Consider the following 24,085-nt stretch of genomic DNA (forward strand, 5'->3'; position numbering starts at 1 on the left):
TCACTGCGGCCTTTTTTTGTCACTGAACGAAGGCTTACTTCGCCACGTTCTGGTTCTCATCCGTCTGCTAAACGAACATTTGGTGGTCGGACGTTTCTGATCGATATCAACGAGCACGAACCCTGATGCATGTTGCCTGTAGATGTGGCGGACACCGCGATTGGGACGTCTTCGTTTCTTTTGCTGCCACACCAGGGGGAACAATTGTGACAGACGTGCCCGTCTGGAAAATAGAACGCAGGAGACCCGCGAAACGTGCATCAGCAAGAAACCTCTCATAGGGTGTAAATCGACTTAGTAGCAGTCTTTATCGACTTTATAACAATTGGCATGGCGAAGAACGCCAAATTGAAGATAAGGACTGATGTATATGAACTTACGTATTTCTTCTCAGGTTTTTTTGTTAGCTATTTTGGGTGTTTCAGCTTGCAGTAACAGCAGTAGCGAAGCCAATGCAACGCCGGGAACGAACGGCCTTGATTATGGCGCTCTCGGCCAAGAACTTTCTGATGCGGAAGGTGCCGCGGTCACGATGAGGTCAGCAAATTTTCAGACCGGTGATGATACGGGTGCCACAACTGCGACCATAACGCTGGATGAAGGCTTTTTTAATGGGGATCTGGATGGAACCATTGAGATCTTTGGCGAAACCGTTGTCATTACGGACGGTGTAGGAAAGCTGGCGAATGGGCAAGATGTGCGTCTTACCTACGATTCAAGCCAGTCGGGAACATATGCTGCAGCGCTTGATGCAACTGTTTCGGAAATGAGTGATATAAACGGAGGGGCGTCCTACGTATTGGGTTTCGAAACTAATCCCGACACGGTGGATGCGCGAACCGGATCAGTAACATATTCCGGAGATTTCCAGGTGGCCGGTAGTCTTGATGGTTCCACAACACTGGTCGCATATGAGGGCGATATTACGGTCGTTGTAGATTTCACTGCAGATGCTGCAGATTTCGAATTAGATGGGGTCCTGAACAGTACAACCGATGTCACAATGGATGCCAGCCAGCTTGAGCTGTTTGGAAACGGGATCAGCGGCGATCTGGAATGCCTGGAAGGTTGCGCCGACAGTGTGTCAGAAGTCGATGCGACCTTCTATGGCCCAAACGCTGATGAGCTGGGTGGCATCTTGGAGATCAACATTGAAGTAGACGAAGATCTTTACCTTGGTGCTGGTACATTTGTCATCACGCCTTGAAGGGACTTGCGCTTGATGGCCGACTGCTCAGTGCTGACTACAAAACAAAAAAGGGCCGCATCACTGCGGCCCTTTTTGTATTCTGCCTGCGAGCTTACATCGCCGCGTTCAGGTTCTCATCGATCTTCTCAAGGAACCCTTCGGTGGTCAACCATTTCTGATCGGGGCCAACCAGCAGGGCCAGATCTTTGGTCATGAAGCCGCTTTCGACGGTGTCCACGATGACCTTTTCCAGTGTCTCTGCAAATTTGGTCAGCTGCGCATTGCTGTCCAACTTGGCGCGGTGCTTGAGCCCGCCGGTCCAGGCAAAGATCGACGCGATTGAGTTGGTCGAGGTCGCCTGACCCGCCTGGTGCTGGCGATAGTGACGTGTCACGGTGCCGTGGGCGGCTTCGGCCTCAACCACTTTACCATCGGGCGTCATCAGCTGCGATGTCATCAACCCGAGCGAGCCAAAGCCCTGCGCCACGGTGTCAGACTGCACGTCACCATCATAGTTCTTACAGGCCCAGACAAAGCCGCCATTCCATTTCATGGCACAAGCAACCATGTCATCGATCAGGCGATGCTCATACGTAATGCCGGCTTTTTTGAAGTCTGCTTCGAACTCTTGCTCATAGACTTCTTGGAACAGCTCCAGGAAGCGGCCATCATATTGCTTGAGGATCGTGTTCTTGGTGGACATGTAGACAGGCCAGCCAAGGTTCAGACCATAGTTCAAGGATGCGCGGGCAAAGTCGCGGATCGAATTGTCGAGGTTATACATCGACATGAACACACCGCCGGATGGGGCGTCAAAGACCTCGTGCTCGGTTACGGTGCCGTCTTCGCCGACAAATTTCATCGACAGCTTGCCCGGCCCGGGGAATTTCATGTCGGTGGCGCGGTATTGGTCACCAAAGGCGTGACGACCGATGACAATCGGCTGGGTCCAGCCTGGCACCAGACGCGGAACGTTGGAACAGATGATCGGGGCGCGGAAAACAACACCACCAAGGATGTTGCGGATCGTGCCATTGGGGCTACGCCACATCTTTTTCAGGCCGAACTCTTCAACGCGGGCTTCATCAGGGGTGATGGTCGCACATTTGACGGCAACACCAACTTCTTTGGTCTTCTCGGCGGCGTCGATTGTGATCTGGTCTTCGGTGCGGTCACGCTCTTCGATGCCCAGATCGTAGTAGAGCAGATCAACATCCAGATAGGGCAGGATCAGCTTTTTCTTGATGAAATCCCAGATGATCCGGGTCATTTCATCGCCGTCCATTTCGACGATGGGGTTCTCTACCTTAATCTTGGACATATGTCCCTCCGCATAAATTAGATATGGTCTGGCGCGGCCATAACCGAAATCAAACCAAACGGAAAGGTGGTATGCACTTGTATACAGGTTTTATGGCGATTCCTGCGTTCGTGTCAGCGCGTCTCGGTCGAATTTGCCGGGTTGGTTTGTTCCAGCTCTTTTCGGGCGCTCGTGGTCAGGCTTAGCCCATCGGTTTGATCCAGAATGGAAAACAGGACGTCGCGCGCCAATTGATTGCGCAGACTTTGGGCCTGATCGGGTGTCTGAACCAAATAGAGCGGCTTACCTTCACAAAGATATGCGGGCAGTACCCTGTTCAACACGCCGGTATTGATCTGCTCGCGGACGTAAAAATACGGTGCTTTGACAAAGCCTAACCCGTCTTGCACCGCTTGGAGCAGCAAATTGGGGCTGCGCGCCGCAAAGGCCAGTTTTATCGGCGCGACGATTTCGACGCCATCGGCGTCAAAAAGGGGCAGGCTGTCTTCAGTGGGGTCCTCAAGATATTGCACATAGTCGAGATTGATCAGATCGGCGGGTGTTTGGGGGCGTCCAACACGGTCCAGATATTGCGGGGCTGCGACCAAGACGCCTTTGATGGTGCCGATGCGGCGGATCACCCCGCTGCCATTCCCGCCTGTGCCGCCACGCAAGGCAAGATCAATCTCTTCTGCTTCGATATCCAGCAGGTCGTCGCTGGGGATGATTTCAACTTTCAGCTTGGGTGCGCGGCGCCGCATTTCACTGAAGAACTGCGCAGCAACTGTCTGAGAAAAAATGATATTTGTTGTGAAACGTAGCGTGCCGGAAATCGTTCCATCCAGCGCATCAAGCGCCTTGTCCATATCGTCAAATCTGCGCAGCACGTCCTTGGTATGGGCATATGCAATCTCGCCTGCACGGGTCGGGCGGATCCCACGCGGTATGCGGACGATCAATTGACGGCCCATGGATTGCTCAAGCTGTTGCAGATGTTGGCTGACGGCGGGTTGGGTCAATCCCAAGTTACGTGCTGCAGCGCTAAGCGAACCAGCCTCAATCGCGGCGGCCATGCTTCTCAGTTGGGCGATATTATACATAAGAAATGCTTATACCCCATATAATGAAAGGCCCCCTAATCGGGCCTGCATGCCGAAATTAGTTATGGGTTGTTGTCAAACAATCAAGGATAAATCCATGACACTCTCTCGTCGTCACTTGTTTACAGGCGCTGCAGCTGCACTGGCTGCGCCCGCCATCATTTCGGCCAATACTGCTGCCGCGCAGCCGCAACAGGCCCCGATCCTCGGCGGGGATATTCGCCGCGATTTTGTCGGAAATATCGAGGTAATCGCGCTGTGGGATGGGTTTGCGCCGTTGCCCAATGGCATCATTACGGGCTTTGATGCCGGTGAAGGTGCCGCCGCCGCTGCGGGCGCTTACAAACACTTTGATGCAGAAACGTCAAAGATCAGCATTAACGGATATATCATCAAGACCGCGGACCGGATCATCGCCGTGGATACCGGTGCACCCCCAGCAATGGCGCCTACGGTCGGCCGCTGGCAGCAGTCACTGGCACTGGCAGGCTTGACGCCTGATATGATCGATTCGGTCTTTCTGACACATATGCATGGCGACCACGTTGCGGGGCTGACTGATATAACTACCGGGGCGGCACGCTTGCCGGGTGCCCGTTTGATTGCAGCCCAAGCAGAGTGGGATTTCACCTTTTCAGATGAAGTTTACAACGCACTGCCAGCCGCGTTTCAGCCAAATATCGATTTGGCGCGCGGTTTGATCCAGCCCTATCGCGACGTGTTTGAAGGGATCCCCATGCAAGGTCAGACAGATATCGCGCCGGGCGTTACGGCAATTCCTTTGCCCGGTCATACACCGGGGCATATGGGGCTTTTGATCAGTGATGGTGACGAACATCTATTAATCTGGGGTGACGCCGTTCACCTTCCGGCGTTTCAGTTCGCGCATCCCGATTGGGGGGTTATCTTTGATGCCGATCACGGCGCTGCGGCACAAACGCGCAAAAACCTGCTGGATATGGCTGCAACGGATCGTTTGCGCGTTGGGGGTATGCATTTGGATTTCCCATCGCTCGGTTATGTCGAACGCAGTGGCGATAGCTATCGGTATATCCCGGCACCAGCGTCTTATCACGGCTGACGATGCATACATCTGGGGAAAGTGGTAGGCCCGGAGGGACTCGAACCCCCAACCAAAGCGTTATGAGCGCTCTGCTCTAACCAATTGAGCTACAGGCCCCCTTGCTCACAGGGATTACCAGATGGTTCAGGTGGGTCAAGCGCTGTTGCATCGGCGGATATACAAATCGCGGGGCAACGATGCGCCCCGCGTCCAGAACGTCAAAATGAAAGGCGGCGGTTGCAAAATAACAACCGCCGCCGCGAAACCCAGAGACTTGAAAGAACATGAGGAGGGCGCTTTCGTCTCAACACCTAGATGCCCCAAAAGTGTTAACGAAGGGTGTAATCAATCAATATTATTTGTCTTATGTCCTTTGCATCCCGTTGCGCCGCGTTGGGCCATCCGCTATCGGACATGCAACAGATAAACGGGGTGCCCTGATGATAAAAAATGGCCTGACCTACGCAGATGCGGGCGTCGATATTGACGCAGGAAACACGCTGGTCGAGCGGATCAAGCCCGCAGCCAAAAAGACGGCGCGCCCCGGCGTGATGGCGGGCCTTGGCGGTTTTGGCGCTTTGTTTGATCTCAAAGCCGCCGGATATACCGATCCGGTGCTGGTTGCGGCCACGGATGGGGTGGGCACCAAGCTGCGGATTGCAATTGATACCGGCAATGTTGACACGATCGGGATCGATCTGGTGGCGATGTGCGTCAATGATCTGGTCTGCCAAGGGGCAGAGCCCTTGTTTTTCCTTGACTATTTCGCCACTGGCAAGCTTGAGCTGGATCAGGCCACCCGGATCATCGAAGGGATCGCCGCAGGCTGCAGCGCTTCGGGCTGCGCATTGATTGGCGGCGAGACGGCCGAGATGCCAGGCATGTATGGCGCTGGCGATTTTGATTTGGCCGGTTTCTCGGTCGGCGCGATGGAGCGCGGCGCGGCCTTGCCCGCCGATGTGCAGGAAGGCGATGTTTTGCTTGGGCTTGCATCGGACGGGGTGCATTCAAACGGCTATTCGCTGGTGCGCCGGATTGTCGATATGTCCGGCCTCAGCTGGGATGATGACGCTCCCTTTACCGATGACACGCTGGGGGCCGCGTTGCTGGCGCCAACGCGGCTTTATGTCAAACCGGCCTTGGCTGCGATCAGGGCAGGGGGCGTGCATGGGCTGGCCCATATCACAGGCGGCGGCTTGACGGAAAACCTGCCGCGCGTGCTGCCAGAGGGGCACGGCGCCGCGATCGACCTGAACACATGGGATCTGCCGCCTGTCTTTGCATGGCTGTGCAAAACCGGCGGTCTGGCGCAGGCTGAGCTGCTGACGACCTTTAACGCAGGGATCGGCATGGTTCTGGTCGTGGATGCAGCGCAGGCCGATAACCTGACAGAATTGCTGCGCGCGTCCGGTGAGACGGTCCATGCCCTTGGCCATGTCACGAAAGGCGACAGCATCAGCTATTCGGGCGCACTTTTGTGAACAAACGCGTTGCAATTCTGCTCTCTGGCGGGGGCTCAAACATGGTGGCGCTGGCCCAGTCGATGACGGGCGATCATCCGGGGCGTCCGGTTTTGGTGTTGTCCAATGATCCGGATGCGGGCGGGCTGGCCAAGGCGCAGGCCATGGGCATTCCGACGCAAGCCATTGATCACAAAGCCTTTGGCAAAGACAGGGCCGCGTTTGACGATGCGCTGCACAGCGCCTTGATTGCGGCCAAGCCGGACATTGTGTGTCTGGCCGGGTTCATGCGCATTTTGGGGGCCGATTTCATGGCCAAATGGGATCGGCAGATGCTGAATATCCATCCCTCATTGCTGCCCAAATACAAAGGGCTCCGCACCCACGCGCGTGCGCTTGAGGCAGGCGATAAGACCCATGGCTGCACGGTGCATGAGGTCACAGCAGACCTCGATGATGGCCCAATTCTGGGGCAGGCCGAGATCCAGATCGGCCCCGATGATACAGCCGAAAGCCTTGCCGCACGGGTTCTTCCGTTTGAGCATCAGCTTTACCCGGCGGTGCTGCGTCGCTACGTCACCGGGGACCGCACACCCGTTTTCCTGCAACAGTCCAGCTGACCGTCTATCTTTTACCAACGCAATCGCCTATGTAGGCGGACTTAAGGCGGGGGCCAAGAACGAGTTACGGACCAAGAATGAAGAAGATCACGACGACCGAGGCGCTCGCGGCATTCTGTAAAGAGGCGGCAAAGCGGCCCTATGTAACGGTCGATACAGAGTTTTTACGCGAACGCACCTATTATTCGAAACTCTGCCTTGTCCAGCTGGCCTATCAGGACGAAAACGGCGCGGATGCGGCGTTGGTTGACCCGCTTGTCGATGATCTTTCGCTTGAGCCGCTTTATGATCTGTTCCGTGACCCTGGCATCGTGAAGGTGTTTCATGCCGCCCGGCAGGATCTTGAGATTTTCTATGTTGATGCGGGCCTGATCCCTGCGCCGCTGTTTGACACACAGGTTGCGGCTATGGTTTGCGGTTTTGGCGAACAGGTCGGGTATGAGACGCTGGTGCGCAAGATCGCCAAATCCGATCTGGATAAGTCATCGCGCTTTACCGATTGGTCCCGGCGGCCGCTGACCGATGCGCAGGCAAAATATGCCATTGGTGACGTCACCCATCTGCGCGACATCTATGAGCATCTGTCAGCGCAGCTGCAAAAATCCGGTCGTAAGAAATGGGTGACCGAAGAAATGGATGTGCTGAACGACCCTGACACCTATATCACCAACCCCGAAGATGCCTGGAAACGGGTCAAAACCCGCACCACGTCAGGCCGCTTTCTGGCGATCGTGCGTGAATTGGCCCGTTTTCGTGAAACCTATGCGCAGGAACGCAACATCCCGCGCAACCGGGTCTTTAAGGATGACGCGCTGGTCGAGCTTGCCTCAACCAAGCCGCAGGACGAAAAAGACCTGGGTCGTTCGCGCCTTCTTTTGCGTGAGGCGCGCAAGGGTGATATCGCGGCGGGTATTCTGGACAGCATCAAAGCCGGGCTTGCGGTGCCCAATGATGATCTGCCCAAAGTCGATGCACGGCGGGCCAAGCTTCAGGTGAACCCGGCGCTGGCCGATATGCTGCGCGTTCTTTTGAAAGCCAAAACTGATAGCGAAGGGGTTGCGCAAAAACTGGTCGCGACGTCGGCGGATCTGGACGCGATGGCGGCAGGGCAACGGGACGTCGCCGCGCTCAAGGGCTGGCGGCGCGAGGTCTTTGGCCATGACGCGTTGCGCTTATGTGAGGGGCAGGTTGGGTTGGCCGTGAAAGGCCAAAAGGTTGTCACCGTAAACCTGTGATCGGACCGACGGGGTTTCACCCCGGCACGAATATCGCTACCTATCGGGGCAATCAAAACTTGGACACGCAGGCCCATGGCAAACCCAGAATTTGAAGATTTGGTCGAGACATTTGAATTCCTCGATGATTGGGAAGACCGGTATCGGCATGTGATCGACATGGGCAAGGCAATGCCCGCGCTTGAGCCTGCTTTGCAAGTACCAGCCACCAAGGTCGATGGCTGCGCCAGCCAGGTCTGGCTGGTCCCGCAGATCAAGGACGGGGTGTTCACCTTTCGCGGGGAAAGCGACGCGATGATCGTGCGCGGTCTGATCGCGGTGCTGCTGGCGCTTTATAACAATCAACCGGTCGCGGATGTTGTGAAAATCGATGCAGCCGCTGAACTGGGGCGGCTTGGGCTGAACGACCATTTGTCAGCGCAACGCAGCAACGGACTGCGCGCGATGGTCGAGCGGATCAGAGAAACGGCGGCTGGTTAGGCAGGGCGGAGCGTCGGCTTGGCGGACAAAGCCGATCTCTCTGATCAACTCTGCGTAAATCGGCGGCTTGTTGTTTAGCCCTACCAGGATTTGCCAACCCAAAATTCGGACCGTCCAGTCACAGAGTTGTGACAAAGGCGGGGTAATTGCCTGCCAAAACAGGCAAATCGGACAAAGTTGTGGATTGGATTACACCAATATACCATTTGGCGCTTCGTTACCTTACCGGATCGCCAGAGGCGTTATGTTCCCGAGCGTGGCGACGCCAAGATCACTTAGCGTCACGCATACTCATTTCCTTGGTCGGCTCGAAGCACTGTCAAGAAAGCCATTGTTGGTGGCAGGACAGGATATGATGGCCGTCTGCTACAAGGACAGTACCGTCAACATCTGAAAATATTGAACAGTTGACCTCCGCCAGCGCGACGCAGACGTTCAAGTCAGTTATTCTGACGGCGAACCTGCGGACAAAGGGTGAATTCGCTGCTGCTGCGCTAATGTCGGCTTTGGGCCGAACATCTATCCCATATCCTTCTTGAGCCATTTGACAAAAGTTGAGACACAGGGTTTTTCGTAGCTATCTGCAAGGGCGACGGCGTAATATGCGAAGGCCGTCGGCCATGTGACATCCAAGGCACGTACCAGCTGCCCGGATGCCAAGCCTTCTTTTACATAGATATCACTTAGCAGAGCGAGGCCTTGGCCTTCGATCACAGCTTTGACCGTCAGAAAGTCATTGCCATATTGCGGACCATAGGTTGCCCCGCTGGCATCAATCCCCAGCGCTTCAAACCAGATCGACCAATCCTTGCCTGTGGCGTCAGGCAACAATTTATGACGCAGGCATTCGGACGGATCGTTTGGCCGCCCACTCTGTTCCAGCAATGCCGGGCTCGCGACAAGCACCAGTTCTGGCGCACACAGCCATTCAGATCTCATGCCCGAATAGGTGCCAAGCCCGTGGCGGATCGCAAGATCAACCGGTTCTGATCTGAGGTCTACCAAACGGTCTTCGGTTTCCACCGATACCCTGATCCTCGGATGCGCCTCGGCAAACCGCCCAAGACTGGACACTAGCATGGAATGGGCAAAGGTCGCGGATGTGCTGATACGGATTGCATTTCTATGACTAGAAAAGTGTTTTTTGCCAGCGGCTTCAATCGTCGCGAATGCCGCGCTGACGTCAGACTGAAGCGCCAGTCCTGCCGCTGTCAGCGAGAGACCATTTTTGCTACGGGTAAAGAGCCGTAAGCCATGACGGTCTTCTACGGCGCGTATCCGCTGGCTGATTGCACCGGGCGTAACACCAAGTTCATGGGCAGCATCCTGCATTGTGCCAGCGCGCGCAACGACGTGGAATGTGTGGAGGTCTTGGATACGTATGGTCATAAATAACTTTAGGTCAGCTAAAGTGATTTAACCAGCTTCTCGTTCGTCACACTGAAACTTCTGTGGCATCGAGTGGAGACAAGGAGACCCCATATGTCAGAAACCGCCCCCGACCAACCCCAACAAAACTGGACTGTTGTCGTTTTCGGATTTTTAGCACTGTCGCTAGCCTTTTCCAGTCGCGCCGCGTTGGGATTGATCATGCCTGTTTGGCAAGCAGAGTTCGGCTGGACCAGCAGCTATATCTCCGGCGTCGGGGCTACCGCACTTGTGGTTATGGCAATTGTCGCTCCTTTTGCTGGGCGGTTAGTGGATCGTCGTGGCTCGCAATTCACACTTAACCTTGGCATGGGTTTGCTGGGGCTGGGGTGCGCAATCGTGGCACTGATGAATGGAAAGCTGATGTTCATCATCGGCTTTGCGGGGTTCTGCGCCGTAGGATTTGGTATCGTCGCCACGCATGTTGTGGCCACGGCTGTCACCCGCAACTTCTCAGACAACCAAGGGCTGGCAACAGGGATCGGCACATCGGGGGCCACAGGTGGTCAGTTTTTGATCGTACCGTTGATCGCGGCCCTTTTGGCGTTTGCAAGCTGGCGTTGGAGTTTTGGGGCGTTGTCACTCGCCAGTCTTGCCCTGATCCCCTGTATCCGCATGAGCTTGCGGGCAGATGTTCCGCCGGAAGAAGAGAACGAGCCAAACGATGCCCCCTCAACCATGCGGCAAGACCTGGCCGTGATCGTACAAAAACCAGCCTTTCACATCCTGTTTTGGAGCTTTCTGATATGTGGGTTCACCACAACCGGCGTGATCGAAACCCATTTGTTGCCCTTTGCTGCGTTTTGCGGTTTTCCTCCTATTCCAAGCGCAACCGCCTATGGCCTGTTATCTTTGGTGAACCTGATCGGAATGATCGGGGCCGGTTGGCTAACAGATCGGGTTAATCGTCCAATGCTTCTTGCCGCAATATACCTGCTGCGTGCACTGACATTCATGCTGCTTGGAAGCATTCCCGGCACCTCTATTGAAATGCTATTCTTGTTCGCCATTCTGTTTGGGGCAGTCGATTATTCGACCGTGCCAGTTACCGCGAGTTTGGTGGCAAACCACGTCGGCATCAAGATGATGGGCCTTGCGATGGGGCTAATCTCAGCCGGGCATGCGATTGGTGGCGCAATGGGAGCCTTCGCCGGTGGCTATTTGTTTACCGTAACGCAGACTTACGATCTTGTTTGGACGGGCTCTGTCTGGCTCGCGGTTGTCGCAAGCGTCTTAACTTTATTCCTGAAAGCCCACGCAACAGGCAAGACAGCGGCATAGCACCCTTTCGGACTGTGTGCAGCGTCCAACACTTTGGGCTCAAACCAGACGTTGTTCCGTTCGCCCATATTCCAGCTAAACTCCCGCCAGAACCTTCGTCAAATCCCCATAGCCTGTAAAACGCCGCTCAAAGGTCAGGCCTAACCGATCCGCGCAGGCTTCAGCCTTTGCTGTCAACGCCGGATCATCCGTTTGCGCCTGATACACCAGCTTTTCGTAGTTTCCGAAATACATCTCGCGCAGGTCAGGATGGCGGTCGAGGCCCAAAGGTTCCCATACGAAGGCATCAAACTGGCGGACCAGAAAATCGGTCAGGTAGAACGCTGTCACCTCGCCGCGCGCGGCAAATGCATCAGTGCCTTCGAAAAAGGCATAGCAATGAGGGCCGGGCACCATCTCAACCCCCATCTCGGCGCATGCAGCCTGCAACAGCCCGCCCGTGCCGCAATCGGCGTAGACCACAAAAATCTGGGCATAGTCTGCGCGATATTTGGCGACGGCTTGTCTGACGGCAGGGACGATACGGTCTGGGTGATTATGCAGGATGGCCGGCAAACATTGCAGGTCCAGATGGTCCCACCCGTTCAGACGCTTCAGGTCAAGAATTTCGCGGGCCAAAGCACCGCAGGCAATCAATAAAACACGGCCCGTGCCACTGGGCGATAACCCATCACTGGTCAGGGCCGCATCATCTGTCATGACAATTTGACAGCGGTTCCATAGGCCACGATCTCGGACGCGCCAGCCATGATGGAAGAGGTTTCCATCCGAAATCCAACCACCGCATTGGCGCCCATCGCCTGGGCATCGGCAACCATCCGGTCAAGCGCCTGTTCGCGCGCGCCGGCCATCAACGACGAATAGCCCGTCATCTCGCCGCCAACGATGCTTTTCAGCCCCGCAACGATATCGGTTCCCACATGTTTTGACCGCACGGTTGAACCGCGTACCAAACCAATCACCTGGTGAATTTCGCGTCCGGCCACGCCATCTGTTGTGCAAATCAACATCTTAGTTTTCGAACCTGTCATAGTGATCATCTTCCTCATTGCCGACACGTTCGGCAATCACGCGCCAAAAGACATAGGCGCCAAGGGCGATGACACTACAAATGCCAAAGCCCAGAAGCGGCGGCAGCTGCATGCTGGCAACAAGGGCGAGCCCGACATAAACAGTCAAGGCGGCGCCCCCGATCACAGTGACAATGATCAGGACGAATTTATCAAGCGGCATGTAACATCTCCCTTCTTAGGACAGATAGGTATGCAGGCCGCATGATAAAAGATCAGGCCCGTGCGCCCCCCTGGTTATGCTTGCGGGACATAAAGGATTTCGCGGTTTCCACGGCCACCGCTGCATCGCGGCAATAGGCATCAGCGCCAATAGCCTTGCCGAATTCGTCATTCAGCGGCGCACCGCCAACCAACACGACGTAATCGTCACGCATGCCTTTTTCGACCAGGGTATCAATCACCACTTTCATATATGGCATGGTCGTGGTCAGCAGGGCGGACATGCCCAGAATGTCGGCGTCTTCGGCCTCAAGCGCCTCGAGATAGGATTCGACCGCATTGTTGATCCCCAGATCAACCACTTCGAAACCCGCGCCTTCCATCATCATCGACACAAGGTTTTTGCCGATATCGTGGATGTCGCCTTTGACTGTGCCAATGACCATCTTGCCGACGCGGGGTGCACCGGTTTCGGCCAGAAGCGGTTTGAGGATGGCCATGCCACCCTTCATCGCATTAGCGGCCAGCAGCACCTCGGGGACAAACAGGATCCCGTCGCGAAAGTCATTGCCAACAATGGTCATGCCGCCAACCAGCGCCTCGGTCAGAACCCTGTAAGGCTCCCAGCCGCGACCCAGCAGGATCTGCACGCCTTCTTCGATTTCTTCCTTCATACCATCATAAAGGTCATCAAACATTTGGGCGACGAGATCTTCGTCGTTCAGTTCCGCTAGGATGATGTCATCTTCTTCGTCAGACATGCCGGGCCTCTTGCATTGATCGTTGTCTCAGTAGTGCGCGCGAACGCTACAATCTACCAACACAATTGCGACATTCGCATATACGGCACCGACCTACCATTGTTTGGGTTCATGAAATGTTCTAATAACGATTATGTCCCAATATCCGATAAGGCCGCAGCACCGCCGTCCGGGGCGCGCTGCGATGACAAATCCAGATATTCGCTACGACCGGATCGCTGTCGAGGCCGTTGATGATGGCTGGGACATTGACGAAGATGAACCGCTTCCCGTCCTGCGCACTGATGTGACCGAAGAACGGCTGCGTCAGGCGATCAGCCGCAATCACTCGCCCGATCTGTCCTTTGATCGCTCGGTTAATCCCTATCGCGGCTGTGAGCACGGGTGTATCTATTGTTTTGCCCGACCCAGCCACGCGTATCTGGGCTTGTCCCCGGGGCTTGATTTTGAAACCAAGTTGATTGCCCGGCCGAATGCGGCAGCGCAGTTGTGCAAAGAGCTTTCCAACCCGCGCTATCGCCCTGCGATGATCGCCATTGGGACAAACACAGACCCTTACCAGCCGATTGAAAAAGAACGGCAAATCATGCGTGAGGTGCTGGGTGTTTTGCGCGATTTCAATCATCCTGTCGGTATCGTGACCAAAGGGGCCTTGATTGAAAGGGATATCGATATTCTGGGGCCGATGGCTGCGAAAGGGCTGACGCGTGTGGGCATATCGATCACCACGCTTGATCCCAAGACCTCGCGCGCGATGGAGCCCCGGGTTCCGTCACCTGCGGCAAGACTGCGCACGATCCGCCGGCTGACAGATGCGGGGGTGCCGGTGCGGGTCATGGTCTCACCGGTTGTGCCCGCGCTGACCGATCACGAGCTCGAGGCAATTTTAGAGGCCGCCCATGATGCCGGTGCGGTGGCGGCCTCATCTATCGTGTTGCGATTGCCGCGTGAGGTGGCCGGGCTGTTTCGCGACTGGTTAACCGCCCATTATCCGGACCGCGCCGCGCGGGTGATGGGCCGTGTGCGCGAATTGCATGGTGGAAAAGACTACGATCCGAATTTCGGATCACGGATGACCGGGCAGGGCGCATGGGCAGCAATGATCCGGCAGCGGTTTCAATTGGCGACCCGCAAGCTGGGTCTGGATCGGTCTTTGCCGCCGCTACGTACCGATTTGTTCGCCAAGCCACCGGCGCCGGGTGATCAGCTCGATCTGTTCTAAACAGGCACAGCGTATGTACAGAATCTGTACAGCTTCTGTACGCATTGTTGCAGGTGCTGGTTTAGCCCCGGCGGCGGCGACCGCGGCGTGGTGCGGCGGCAGGTCCTGCGCCGTCTGTGCCGTCCGATTCCGATGAAAATCCGCCAAGCGCCTGGGTGATTTCCTCAAGCGAAGGCGCGTCGCCTTTTGGCTGGGTTTCCAACGCGGCACGCATGGCGCGCAAGTGGTCCGGTGTCGTCCCGCAACAGCCGCCGATAATCGTTGCACCGCAATTGCGGGCAAGGACGGCGTAATCGGCCATTAGCTCTGGCGTGCCATCATAATGGATGTGGCCGTCATGGTATTTCGGGATTCCCGCATTCCCCTTGGCAATAACCGGCAGGCTGGCCCCCGCGCTGCTAAAGCCAAGTACCGTCCGCAACAGATCAGACGCTCCAACGCCGCAATTTGCCCCAAAACCAATGGGTTGGTAGTCGATCTTGTTGACTTTTTTGACCATGTCAGCCGAGGTCAGCCCCATCATGGTGCGCCCGGCGGTGTCAAAGCTCATCGTGCCGCACCAGGGCATGTCCGCAAGGGCAAATGCCTCGGCGGCTGCGGCGAATTCTTCGCTGGCGCTGATCGTTTCGACCCACAGCACATCTGCGCCGCCCGCCTTAAGGCCCTCGGCTTGTTCATGGAACATCTCAACCGCGCTTTCATGGGTCAGGCTGCCCATAGGGGACATGATTTCGCCGGTCGGGCCAACAGAACCGGCCACAACAACGGGGTGGTCGGCGCTATCGGCCACGTCGCGGGCGATCTCGGCGGCGGCTTTGTTCAGCTCATGCACGCGGTTCTCGGCGTTATGCAGCTTCAGCCGCGAGGCATTGGCGCCAAAACTATTGGTCAGGAAGATATCGCTTCCGGCGTCAACGGCCCCTTTGTAAAGCGTTGTAATCTTTTGGATTTCATCCACGTTCCACAGCTCAGGCGCGTCGCCTGACATCAACCCCATATTGAACAGGTTTGTCCCTGTCGCGCCATCCGCTAATAGCCAGTCGCGGGATTTCAGCAGCTCGGACAATGCGTTTGTCATGGGATCAGGACCTTTTGTGAATGCGGGTGTCACGTGTCACGAATGACGGCCAAGTTCAATTGGAAAGCGGCCCCTGACCGCGGAATTGCGCATTTTCCGCAGCATGCGACCCAGTCTAAAGGGCATATTCGCAAGCGGTCGGTAGATGGCGATCCCGATGATCATCCCGGAAAGCCAGAATGTGGCACGGTTCGGCGCGGCATGATAGCGGGGCACCCAGATCGGCCCGAAGCTGCGTTTGAATTGGATCAGACCGGCCCGCCGTTTTGACCAGAAAGCGGGCGTGTAGCGCGGGTCAGGGGCGCAGGCGAGCGACAGATGCGTGACGCCCGCCGCCTTCGCGCTGCCGATTGCAGCGGTAATGGCGCATTGGATTGCGCCATCCGGGGTGTTGTGGACATGTCGGATCAGATCCAATACCCAATCGTCTTTGCTACCGTGAAATGTCACAAAACCAATAAGTTGCGCGTCGTTTTTGATTAAAAAGACATGCTGGTCCTGGACGTAGGCAGGCGTGTAGCGTCCCATGGAAAACCCAAGCTCGCCGCCGTGGGATATCGCCCAGGCCCGTGCGATTTGATCCATCTCTTTGATGGGCAAATCAGCTCCGGCTTTGGTGATGGTCACGCCGGCCTGCGCGGCGTTGCGCAGTTTGCGGCGCAGCGTTTGGCGTTTGCCCCCCGCAGTTGACCAGGTTTGCGGGCGGATCATCGCCTCCATCGCGGTGCGCCTGACATGCCAGCCCAGATCGCGCGCCGCCTTGGCCATGCGCCGGTCGCAATTATAAAGCACCGCGATCCGTCCGTGGAAATGCGCGTCCGTGTTCAAGGCGTTGATTTTACGGGATTTCGCCTGCACGGATGGATGGGCGCCAAAACTAAGCGTCAGCCCCGGCAGCCAGCCCAGATGCCAACCACCCTGCAATGCGCCGGATTGTCTGGCCAACCCCCAGCTTGCGGGGCCGTCTGCCGGATCGTTGGGTGCCGCGCCCGGCCGGGCCAGCCCGATCAGTGCAATCAAAGCCGGTGCAAGGTAATAGACGATCCGAAAGGCCAGCAGGGCGGCCACCAGCGGCTCGGGCGCATCCAACGGCACCAGCGCCAGCACGGTCAGATCAAAGGACCCCGCACCGCACGGTGTGTTTGAGATTAGCCCGATCCCCAGCGCGATGACATAGGCCGCTGCAACGGTACTAAACGGCAGACCTGTTCCGGCAGGCAGTAAAATGTAAAGGGCGAGCGCCGCGCATGCCATGTCGACAGCCGTAAGCCCTGCCAATGTGCCGATATCGCGGCCCGACAGAGCAGGTGTAAATTTTTGGTAGCTGATTGCGACGATGGACCCAAAAACCATGAAGATAATCAATATCATAAAGGGTGATATCCCGGCCTTATCCGGATCGATGCCAAGCCACCAGATCGCGCCAATCGCGTAGGCCGCCCAGCAGGATGTGAAGGTGACCGTGACCGCCAATGTCAGATGTGCCGTCTGCCACAGACTAAGCGATGGCAACGCCCGCCAGCGCACCAGGCTGCCGGTAATCGCCCCAAATCCAAGCGTTTGCGCGATAGCGATGGCCTGAATGCCCGCCCGCCTTGCGGGGAAACTGGCAATGCCGGTTTGCAAGACCCGGTGCCATAGGGCGTCATAACGCCCGATCGCGTGAAAACTGCCCCATGTGGCTACCCCGGCCAGCGCCCATTGCAGCGGGGTGACCTGACCGATTGCCTGTCCGATCGCGCCGATATCCATCGCCGTAACCCTTTGCCACAAAAGCCCGCCGCAAATCAGTAAGATCAATAGCGGCAGGCCAATACGCAATATTGTCTGGGCCTGCGGGCGTGTGGTTGCGGGGGTAATCATGACTGGCTCCGAACGCGTTACCCATTTTGGGTAGGGCGGCGGAATGAAGCAGCCGTTAAGTTTTTCGCCCCAGATGTGCAAACGGCGGCGCAGAGGCTCTGCCGCGCCGTTAATCTGATTAAGACTTAAAGTTAATCAGATTTCGCTGAGCAATTGCGCCTTGGCCTCTGCCATCAGTTCAGCCATTTTGGCGCGGATTGTGGTCTCATCGGATTTGGCACCCAGATCGCCCGAGACTTTACGATAAACATCTTCATCGCCCGCTTCTTCGAAATCGGACTTGATCACCTCTTTCGCGTATTCATCCGCATCGGCACCGGATTTGCCCAGCAATTCTGCCGCCCAAAGGCCCAGCAGCTTGTTGCGCCGTGCCTCTGCTTTGAATTGCATATCGGCATCATGGGCGAATTTTGCTTCAAAGGCATTTTCGCGATCATCAAAACTGTTCATGGAACCCTCGTTGTTGGATGGTGTTATCTTGTCCCAGATATGGCCTTGCTGGTGCTTGCCCGCAAGGGGGGCTTGCACTATGACGCGCAAGTGAGGCAGCTCGCGTTGGGTCTGCGCAGTCGGTAAGGGGTGAGCAATGGCACGCCGTAAAAAGATTTACGAAGGCAAAGCAAAGATCCTGTATGAAGGCCCAGAGCCAGGCACGCTCGTCCAGTATTTCAAGGATGACGCAACCGCCTTTAACGCCGAGAAGAAGGCCGTGGTCGAAGGGAAGGGCGTGTTGAATAACCGCCTGTCCGAGTTTTTCATGACCGGCCTGTCAAACATGGGAATCCCCACCCATTTCATCAAACGCCTGAATATGCGCGAGCAATTGATCCGCCAGGCCGAGATTGTTCCGCTTGAGGTGATCGTTCGCAATGTCGCTGCGGGCACTATGGCCAAACGTATGGGCATGGAAGAGGGCACGCCGCTGCCGCGCCCCATTGTTGAATTTTCCTATAAGGATGACAGTCTGGGCGATCCGCTGGTTCCCGAGGAATATATCATCGCCTTTGGCTGGGCCAGCCAGCAGGACCTTGACGACATTGTCAGCCTTGCTTTGCGCGTCAATGACTGGATGTCGGGCGTTATGTTTGGCGTCGGCATCAAGCTGGTGGATTTCAAGATTGAGATTGGCCGCGTTTGGGACAATGATTTTCAGCGTCTGATCCTGGCAGATGAGATCAGCCCCGATAGCTGCCGCCTTTGGGATATCGAAAGCGGGCAGAAGCTGGACAAGGATGTCTTTCGCCGTGATCTAGGCGATCTGGCCGATGCCTATACCGAAGTGGCCCGCCGTTTGGGCGTGATGCCTTCCAATGTGACCCACCGGCCAGCCAAGCCGACGCTGATTAACTGATAAAGGACCCCGCCCATGAAAGCCCGCGTACATGTAATGTTGAAAAATGGCGTTTTGGACCCGCAGGGAGAGGCCGTACGCCATGCGCTTGGCACATTGGGCTTTGACGGTGTCGAAGGTGTCCGTCAGGGTAAGGTCATCGAACTTGATCTGGCTGAGGGCACATCTGAGGCTACCATCAAGGACATGTGTGAAAAGCTGCTCGCCAACACGGTGATCGAAAGCTATCAGGTCGAGGTGCTGTGATGCGCGCAGCCGTTATCGTTTTTCCTGGGTCGAACTGTGATCGCGATATGGCGGTTGCGCTGAAGGCCGCTGGCGCGGATGTGCAGATGGTCTGGCACAAGGATGCCAGCCTGCCTGATGGCATTGATCTAGTTGCTGTCCCTGGCGGGTTTTCTTTCGGCGATTATCTGCGCTGCGGCGCGATTGCGGCCCAGTCGCCCATTTGTAACGATATCGTCCGCCATGTGGAACGCGGTGGTTATGCTTTGGGTGTGTGCAACGGTTTCCAGGTCCTGACCGAAACGGGTTTGCTGCCCGGCGCATTGATGCGCAACGCAGGTCTGAAATTTGTCTGCAAGACTATTCCGCTCAAGGTCGAAACCTCGGCCAGTGCATTCACCGAAGGGTATAATGCGGGCGATACGGTTGGTTTTCCAATTGCCCATCATGATGGCAATTACACCGTTGATCCCGATATGCTGACGCAGCTGGATGATGAAGATCGCGTTGCGTTCCGGTACACCGAAAACCCCAACGGATCGGTGTCGGATATTGCAGGTATTCTAAGCGAGAACCGCCGCGTTCTGGGCCTGATGCCCCATCCTGAGCGGGCCGTGGACGAAGGCCATGGCGGCACGGATGGCCAGGCTTTGTTCCGCGGTCTGATCGGACAATTTGCCAACGCCTAACTTGGGTTCTTGCTGTAGGCCGGGCAGGGACTTAGTGTAGGTCCATGTTTGGGTTTGGAAGAGACTCGCTGCGGCGAGGAAAGGGGCGCTGGTTTATGCGCCTGTCGGTCTTGGTGATCTGCCTTTTCGCGGTCATCGTGATCTATGTTTCCAACCAATATCTGACCAAGCGATTTACCGAAACGATCAGCGCCCGCTCAGAAGTGCGGTTGGCGCTCTATGTCACCAATTTGATGAGCGATTTGCAACGCAACTCGGTTGTGCCGCAATTGCTGGCCCGTGATCCTGAACTGATCAGCGCCCTCGAAAACAGTGATTATTCGATGTCCACATCCCGGCTTTTGTCCTTTGTGGACGAAATAGGGGCGGCGTCGCTGACCCTGCTGGATCGGGACGGGCGCGCAGTGGCGGCGACCGACCGTGAGGTGCTGGGGGAGAATCACCGCAATGCGCCTTATTTTGTGAATGCGCAGCGCAATAACCAGACGGTCTACACCACCCATCGCGATGAAGAGGGCAGATTCGCGTTTGTCTATTCGCGCAAGATCGAAATGGCTGGTGAACTGCTGGGCGTGATTATGGTGGCCGTAGATGCCGAACGGCTGGAACGCGGATGGACGGGTGTGTCAAATGCGGTCTTTGTCACGGACAGTCAGGGCATCATCATCATGTCGACCGCCCCGCGCTGGCGCGGCCTGGCCGAAGAAGAAGCGCTTGAGATCGAATCCGCCCCATCTGCGATTGAACGGGCGTTCCGCTTTACCCAAGGCTGGGCCGCCCTGCCTGCGGATGCCTATATTGAGGGCGAGGCGGTGCTGCGCCGCGAAGTGCGGGTGCCGCATCAGGGCTGGAAAATGGTCAGCTTCACGACCTATTCCTCGGTCCGTCAGCAGGTGAACGGCATCTTGGCGCTTGAGGTGATGGGATTCGCCATTTTGCTGGCCATCGTTTTTTGGTTTACCTCGCGTAAAACCGCGTCACGATTGGTTTTCTTCCAACGCGAGTCAGCAGAGCTTCGCGCATTGAACCGCAGGCTACAGCGGGAAATTGCCGAACGTGAGAAGGTCGAACAGACCTTGCAAGTGGCCGAGCAGACCATCGCCCAATCATCAAAGCTGGCCGCTCTGGGCGAGATGTCCGCCGCTGTGAGCCACGAGCTGAACCAGCCGCTGGCCGCGATGAAGACCTATCTGGCCGGTGCCCGGCTTCTGTTGCAGCGCCAGCGCCCCGATGAGGCGCTATCGTCTTTCCAGCGTATCGATGATTTGCTTGAACGGATGGGCGCGATCACCCGCCAGCTGAAATCCTATGCCCGCAAAGGGGCTGAGGCCTTTGAACCCGTTGATACACGGGCCGCTGTGTCTACAGCGCTTGCGATGATGGAGCCGCAGCTGAAAACCCGCGCGGTCAATATCATCCGCACAATCCCCAATGATCCGGTCATGATCTTAGGTGATCGGCTGCGCCTTGAGCAGGTGATTATCAATCTTTTGCGCAACGCGCTGGACGCGACAAAAACCGCAGATAACCCAACGGTCGAGATTTTGCTGGCCGCAGGGGATACGATCAGTCTGCAAATCCGCGACAATGGCGAGGGGATCGAAAACCTCAATGAGCTGTTTGAGCCGTTCTACACGACCAAGGCGCCCGGCGATGGGGTCGGTCTGGGGCTTGCTATCTCGTCCGGCATCGTGAACGATTTGGGCGGGCGCCTGACCGCACGCAATGCGGTTGATGGCGGGGCTATTTTTGAGGTGCAACTGCCCACAATGAGGCAGGACGTCGCCGCGGCAGAGTAAGGAAGAGAACCATGAACAAGGCTATGAAAATCGCAATTGTCGATGACGAGAAAGATATGCGTCAGTCGATCAGCCAGTGGTTGGCCCTGTCGGGATTTGACACGGAAACATTTGCATCCGCCGAAGATGCGCTAAAGGGCCTTGGCAACGACTATCCAGGTATCGTCGTCAGCGACATCAAGATGCCTGGCATGGACGGGATGCAGTTCCTGAAAAAGCTGAAAGGCGTCGACAGCTCTTTGCCGGTGATCATGATCACAGGGCACGGGGATGTTCCAATGGCCGTTGAGGCAATGCGTGTTGGCGCATTTGATTTCCTTGAAAAGCCGTTCAACCCTGACCGGATGACCGAGCTGGCCAAAAAGGCCACACAGGCCCGCCGTCTGACCCTGGATAACCGTGCGCTGCGCCGTGAATTGTCTGATGGCACGGCCCTGATGGGCAAGCTGATCGGGCAATCCGTCCCGATGGAGCGTCTGAAAGAAGATATTCTTGATCTGGGCCAAGCCGATGGGCATGTGCTGGTCGAGGGTGAAACTGGTACCGGCAAAACCCTGGTCGCACATGCGCTGCATGCTGTGGGCGCGCGCGCTAACAAGAAATTCGTGCTGCTCAGCTGTTCGGCCTATGATGAGGAAACGCTTGGCCGCCGTATCTTTGGTCCGGCCAAGGATGATGATCCGATCCCGGCCATGGAAGAGGCCCGTGGCGGTACCTTGGTGCTGGAGGATATCGAAGCCCTGAGCCACTCGCTCCAATCGCGTCTGCTGACAGCGATTAACGATCAAGGCACGCCAGCGGAAACCCGGATTATCGCGATCTGTAACCTGCAAGAGCAGGACAAGACCTGCGAAAGCGTGTTGCGCCCCGATCTGTTTTATCGCCTGGCCGCCCTGCGCATCACGGTCCCGCCGCTGCGCCAACGCGGCGAAGATATTCTGATGCTTTTCACCCGTCTGAGCGAGCAATTCGCCGATGAATACGGTTGCGACGCGCCAGAGGTCAGCGCCCAGGAAGCAGCCCAGCTATTGCAAGCCCCCTGGGCGGGTAATGTGCGTCAGCTGATCAATGTGGCCGAACGCGCCGTGTTGCAGAACCGGCGTGGTACAGGCTCGATCGCTTCATTGCTGATGGCCGATACCGACGAGGAAGAGACCAAGCCTGCAATGACCACCGAAGGCAAGCCGCTGAAAGAATTCGTTGAGGCGTTTGAGCGGATGTTGATCGATAACACGATGCGCCGCCATAAGGGCTCAATCGTGTCTGTGATGGAAGAGCTGTGCCTGCCGCGCCGGACGCTGAACGAAAAGATGGCGAAATACGGGTTGCAGCGGTCGGATTATCTGTAACCGGGCCTTACCGGTTTTCAACAAGGCGGTCTGCCGCCTTGTTTTACCACTCGACATTCAATTGTCTTGGTTTGCCAATAATGGGCCGATCACCTCAATCCGGTTTGTCCACAAATACCCGTCAAAATCCGCGGGTACTTTGGCGAACGTATCGGCATCATCGATCCCGCTTGAAAAGCCGGATCCATCATAGGGACCGGCCAGAATGACAGTCGTGCCTGCCGCCTTCATCCGCTGCGTAAACCGGTGCGGCCAGCCCCACAGCAGCGGCGCGTAATTCTGCGGGATCAAGAGAATCGTGTTTTGGCAATCTTGCGGGACATGGCCGCTCCACCCTAAGGCCAGATAGCGCGTGAGGCACGTTTTGATCGACGCCCTGTCAAAGCCCCGCAGACCAGGCAGGGCGCCGGTTGCCGCACGGGTTGGCGGCTGCCCGCCATAAACGCCGAAAACTTGTGTGTTTACCCTAGTATCCGCCAGCATATTGGTCAGTGCGATACCTTCCTCGGTTCGACGGCTTTTGAAGTTGATAAGAAACTGACCCTCCATTTCGGCGGCAAAAACCTGCGAGAGCGATGGCATTTGCTCAATCCCTGTTCCGCGCAACGGGTAGGTTTGGGTGCCGTCATCAATCCGGTAGCCCAGATCAAGTGTTTGCAGATCCGCGAAAAGATGGCTGTTTGTCACGCCGCTGCCATTTGTCCGGCAATCAAGCGTCCAATCGTGAAAGACCGCAAAGACATTGTCAGGCGTCAGATGGATATCAAGTTCGACTACATCGGCCCCAAGCCGGAATGCCTCTTGCATAGAGGACAAGGTGTTTTCGACGAAGCGATGTGTCATTGGGGCGACAGGTGCCGCATGGCAGGCATCGATTGATCGATCTGTACCCACGTAGATTTGATGAACGCCGCGATGAGCAATCAGGCGCGTTTGATGCTGATCCAGACCAGATACAAGGCGGGATGTATTCCCGGCCCAAAGCGCCGCGATCAACAGCAGGGCCCCGATTACCAGCCTCTTAAACAAGCGTTTCATGCGCGCATCCTAGTCCGCTTCGCCATTGATGGACAACATTAACCAAAACTTAACCTTCGCATGCGAGGCGCGAGATGCCCGGGTGTCCGAAACAGGCCACCCGGGTGGTAGGGCGAAATTGCCATTGTAATACCGGCCTGTCCTACCTTATGTATGGAATGTGGATAACTTGTGCCCCCGGTGCATGATTATCCCAGACAGAGATTCTCTGTTCCCGCCGATAGGGGCCACATGCCCGGCGCGCAGGAACAGCTGATTTGGCCGAAAGGCCAGTAGAACGCCCTTGGCTGCGCGTGTGTTGCGCAGACCGGGCCTTGAACGG

The 24,085-nt window shown here is 56.5% G+C and carries 24 protein-coding genes and 1 tRNA gene; 13 read left to right on the top strand and 12 right to left on the bottom strand.

The annotated features are described in order from the left end of the window. Positions 1-370: 370 nt before the first annotated feature. Positions 371-1,207, top strand: a complete 837-nt coding sequence (locus tag AABB29_RS15755) for a transferrin-binding protein-like solute binding protein (RefSeq protein ID WP_341366005.1) — start codon at positions 371-373, stop codon at positions 1,205-1,207. Positions 1,208-1,301: 94 nt separating this feature from the next. Here AABB29_RS15755 and AABB29_RS15760 read toward each other — a convergent pair whose 3' ends face one another. Together AABB29_RS15760 and AABB29_RS15765 are read right to left on the bottom strand one after the other, a co-directional pair. Further along, the gene (locus AABB29_RS15760; RefSeq protein ID WP_341366004.1) at positions 1,302-2,510 is read right to left on the bottom strand and encodes an NADP-dependent isocitrate dehydrogenase; all 1,209 of its coding nucleotides are present in this window, start codon (positions 2,508-2,510) and stop codon (positions 1,302-1,304) included. A gap of 113 nt (positions 2,511-2,623) precedes the next feature. Further along, positions 2,624-3,589, bottom strand: coding sequence for a LysR family transcriptional regulator (locus AABB29_RS15765; RefSeq protein WP_373636618.1), 966 nt, complete (start codon positions 3,587-3,589; stop codon positions 2,624-2,626). A 97-nt stretch (positions 3,590-3,686) separates the two neighbouring features. Between AABB29_RS15765 and AABB29_RS15770 the strand changes: the two genes are divergently transcribed. Next, positions 3,687-4,670, top strand: a complete 984-nt coding sequence (locus tag AABB29_RS15770) for an MBL fold metallo-hydrolase (RefSeq protein ID WP_341366001.1) — start codon at positions 3,687-3,689, stop codon at positions 4,668-4,670. Positions 4,671-4,692: 22 nt separating this feature from the next. On the opposite strand, the gene AABB29_RS15775 is transcribed toward AABB29_RS15770, so the two are convergent. Then, positions 4,693-4,769: transfer RNA gene (locus tag AABB29_RS15775), tRNA-Ile, on the bottom strand. Positions 4,770-5,092: 323 nt separating this feature from the next. Here AABB29_RS15775 and purM point away from each other — a divergent pair. The 4 genes from purM (at position 5,093) to AABB29_RS15795 (ending at position 8,447) form a co-directional block, all read left to right on the top strand. Beyond that, positions 5,093-6,133 carry a phosphoribosylformylglycinamidine cyclo-ligase gene (purM, locus tag AABB29_RS15780; RefSeq protein ID WP_341366000.1) on the top strand — a complete coding sequence of 347 codons (1,041 nt, stop codon included), beginning with the start codon at positions 5,093-5,095 and terminating at the stop codon, positions 6,131-6,133. After that, entirely contained in the window at positions 6,130-6,732 is a 603-nt protein-coding gene (gene purN / locus AABB29_RS15785; RefSeq protein WP_341365999.1) for a phosphoribosylglycinamide formyltransferase, read from the top strand. The genes purM and purN overlap by 4 nt, the downstream gene beginning before the upstream one ends. 77 nt (positions 6,733-6,809) lie before the next feature. Next, positions 6,810-7,967, top strand: coding sequence for a ribonuclease D (gene rnd / locus AABB29_RS15790; protein ID WP_341365998.1), 1,158 nt, complete (start codon positions 6,810-6,812; stop codon positions 7,965-7,967). A 75-nt stretch (positions 7,968-8,042) separates the two neighbouring features. Beyond that, a complete protein-coding gene (locus tag AABB29_RS15795) occupies positions 8,043-8,447 on the top strand; it encodes a SufE family protein (protein ID WP_341365997.1) in 405 nt (134 codons plus the stop codon). Positions 8,448-8,966: 519 nt separating this feature from the next. On the opposite strand, the gene AABB29_RS15800 is transcribed toward AABB29_RS15795, so the two are convergent. Further along, positions 8,967-9,836 (bottom strand): LysR substrate-binding domain-containing protein, encoded by an 870-nt coding sequence (locus AABB29_RS15800; RefSeq protein ID WP_341365996.1) that lies wholly within the window; start codon positions 9,834-9,836, stop codon positions 8,967-8,969. 93 nt (positions 9,837-9,929) lie between these two features. Here AABB29_RS15800 and AABB29_RS15805 point away from each other — a divergent pair, with 93 nt between their 5' ends. Continuing rightward, positions 9,930-11,156: an MFS transporter gene (locus AABB29_RS15805; RefSeq protein WP_373636619.1), complete on the top strand. Its 1,227-nt coding sequence runs from the start codon at positions 9,930-9,932 to the stop codon at positions 11,154-11,156. A 75-nt stretch (positions 11,157-11,231) separates the two neighbouring features. Here the strand turns inward: AABB29_RS15805 and AABB29_RS15810 are convergent, their stop codons facing one another. Genes AABB29_RS15810 through AABB29_RS15825 form a run of 4 tightly spaced genes read right to left on the bottom strand, consistent with a single transcriptional unit; the run spans position 11,232 to position 13,149 of the window. Next, the gene (locus AABB29_RS15810; RefSeq protein WP_341365994.1) at positions 11,232-11,855 is read right to left on the bottom strand and encodes a DUF1638 domain-containing protein; all 624 of its coding nucleotides are present in this window, start codon (positions 11,853-11,855) and stop codon (positions 11,232-11,234) included. Next, positions 11,852-12,187, bottom strand: a complete 336-nt coding sequence (locus AABB29_RS15815; RefSeq protein ID WP_341365993.1) for a YbjQ family protein — start codon at positions 12,185-12,187, stop codon at positions 11,852-11,854. The genes AABB29_RS15810 and AABB29_RS15815 overlap by 4 nt, the downstream gene beginning before the upstream one ends. Then, positions 12,168-12,389: a hypothetical protein gene (locus AABB29_RS15820; RefSeq protein ID WP_341365992.1), complete on the bottom strand. Its 222-nt coding sequence runs from the start codon at positions 12,387-12,389 to the stop codon at positions 12,168-12,170. The genes AABB29_RS15815 and AABB29_RS15820 overlap by 20 nt, the downstream gene beginning before the upstream one ends. Before the next feature lie 52 nt (positions 12,390-12,441). Then, positions 12,442-13,149, bottom strand: coding sequence for a B12-binding domain-containing protein (locus AABB29_RS15825; RefSeq protein WP_341365991.1), 708 nt, complete (start codon positions 13,147-13,149; stop codon positions 12,442-12,444). Between the two features lie 133 nt (positions 13,150-13,282). Here AABB29_RS15825 and AABB29_RS15830 point away from each other — a divergent pair, with 133 nt between their 5' ends. After that, the gene (locus AABB29_RS15830; protein WP_341365990.1) at positions 13,283-14,371 is read left to right on the top strand and encodes a PA0069 family radical SAM protein; all 1,089 of its coding nucleotides are present in this window, start codon (positions 13,283-13,285) and stop codon (positions 14,369-14,371) included. Positions 14,372-14,432: 61 nt separating this feature from the next. On the opposite strand, the gene bmt is transcribed toward AABB29_RS15830, so the two are convergent. The 3 genes from bmt to AABB29_RS15845 all read right to left on the bottom strand — a co-directional run bounded on the left by bmt (position 14,433) and on the right by AABB29_RS15845 (position 17,762). Then, positions 14,433-15,449: a betaine--homocysteine S-methyltransferase gene (gene bmt, locus AABB29_RS15835; RefSeq protein WP_341365989.1), complete on the bottom strand. Its 1,017-nt coding sequence runs from the start codon at positions 15,447-15,449 to the stop codon at positions 14,433-14,435. 36 nt (positions 15,450-15,485) lie between these two features. Beyond that, on the bottom strand, positions 15,486-17,312 hold the full coding sequence (locus AABB29_RS15840) for a phosphatidylglycerol lysyltransferase domain-containing protein (protein WP_341365988.1): 1,827 nt from the start codon (positions 17,310-17,312) through the stop codon (positions 15,486-15,488). 135 nt (positions 17,313-17,447) lie between these two features. Next, entirely contained in the window at positions 17,448-17,762 is a 315-nt protein-coding gene (locus AABB29_RS15845) for a DUF1476 domain-containing protein (RefSeq protein ID WP_341365987.1), read from the bottom strand. A 136-nt stretch (positions 17,763-17,898) separates the two neighbouring features. Here AABB29_RS15845 and purC point away from each other — a divergent pair, with 136 nt between their 5' ends. The 5 genes from purC to AABB29_RS15870 all read left to right on the top strand — a co-directional run bounded on the left by purC (position 17,899) and on the right by AABB29_RS15870 (position 22,725). Then, a complete protein-coding gene (gene purC / locus AABB29_RS15850; RefSeq protein ID WP_341365986.1) occupies positions 17,899-18,663 on the top strand; it encodes a phosphoribosylaminoimidazolesuccinocarboxamide synthase in 765 nt (254 codons plus the stop codon). Between the two features lie 15 nt (positions 18,664-18,678). Next, positions 18,679-18,909: a phosphoribosylformylglycinamidine synthase subunit PurS gene (gene purS, locus AABB29_RS15855; protein WP_341365985.1), complete on the top strand. Its 231-nt coding sequence runs from the start codon at positions 18,679-18,681 to the stop codon at positions 18,907-18,909. Further along, positions 18,909-19,577, top strand: coding sequence for a phosphoribosylformylglycinamidine synthase subunit PurQ (gene purQ / locus AABB29_RS15860; protein ID WP_341365984.1), 669 nt, complete (start codon positions 18,909-18,911; stop codon positions 19,575-19,577). Before purS ends, purQ begins: the two co-directional genes overlap by 1 nt. A gap of 95 nt (positions 19,578-19,672) precedes the next feature. Further along, entirely contained in the window at positions 19,673-21,376 is a 1,704-nt protein-coding gene (locus AABB29_RS15865) for an ATP-binding protein (RefSeq protein ID WP_373636620.1), read from the top strand. Positions 21,377-21,387: 11 nt separating this feature from the next. Next, on the top strand, positions 21,388-22,725 hold the full coding sequence (locus AABB29_RS15870) for a sigma-54 dependent transcriptional regulator (protein ID WP_341365982.1): 1,338 nt from the start codon (positions 21,388-21,390) through the stop codon (positions 22,723-22,725). Positions 22,726-22,782: 57 nt separating this feature from the next. Here AABB29_RS15870 and AABB29_RS15875 read toward each other — a convergent pair whose 3' ends face one another. Then, entirely contained in the window at positions 22,783-23,763 is a 981-nt protein-coding gene (locus AABB29_RS15875; protein ID WP_341365981.1) for a glycerophosphodiester phosphodiesterase family protein, read from the bottom strand. Between the last annotated feature and the right edge of the window lie 322 nt (positions 23,764-24,085).

It is taken from the genome of Yoonia sp. BS5-3, assembly GCF_038069655.2.
In the GTDB taxonomy this organism is placed as follows: domain Bacteria; phylum Pseudomonadota; class Alphaproteobacteria; order Rhodobacterales; family Rhodobacteraceae; genus Yoonia; species Yoonia phaeophyticola.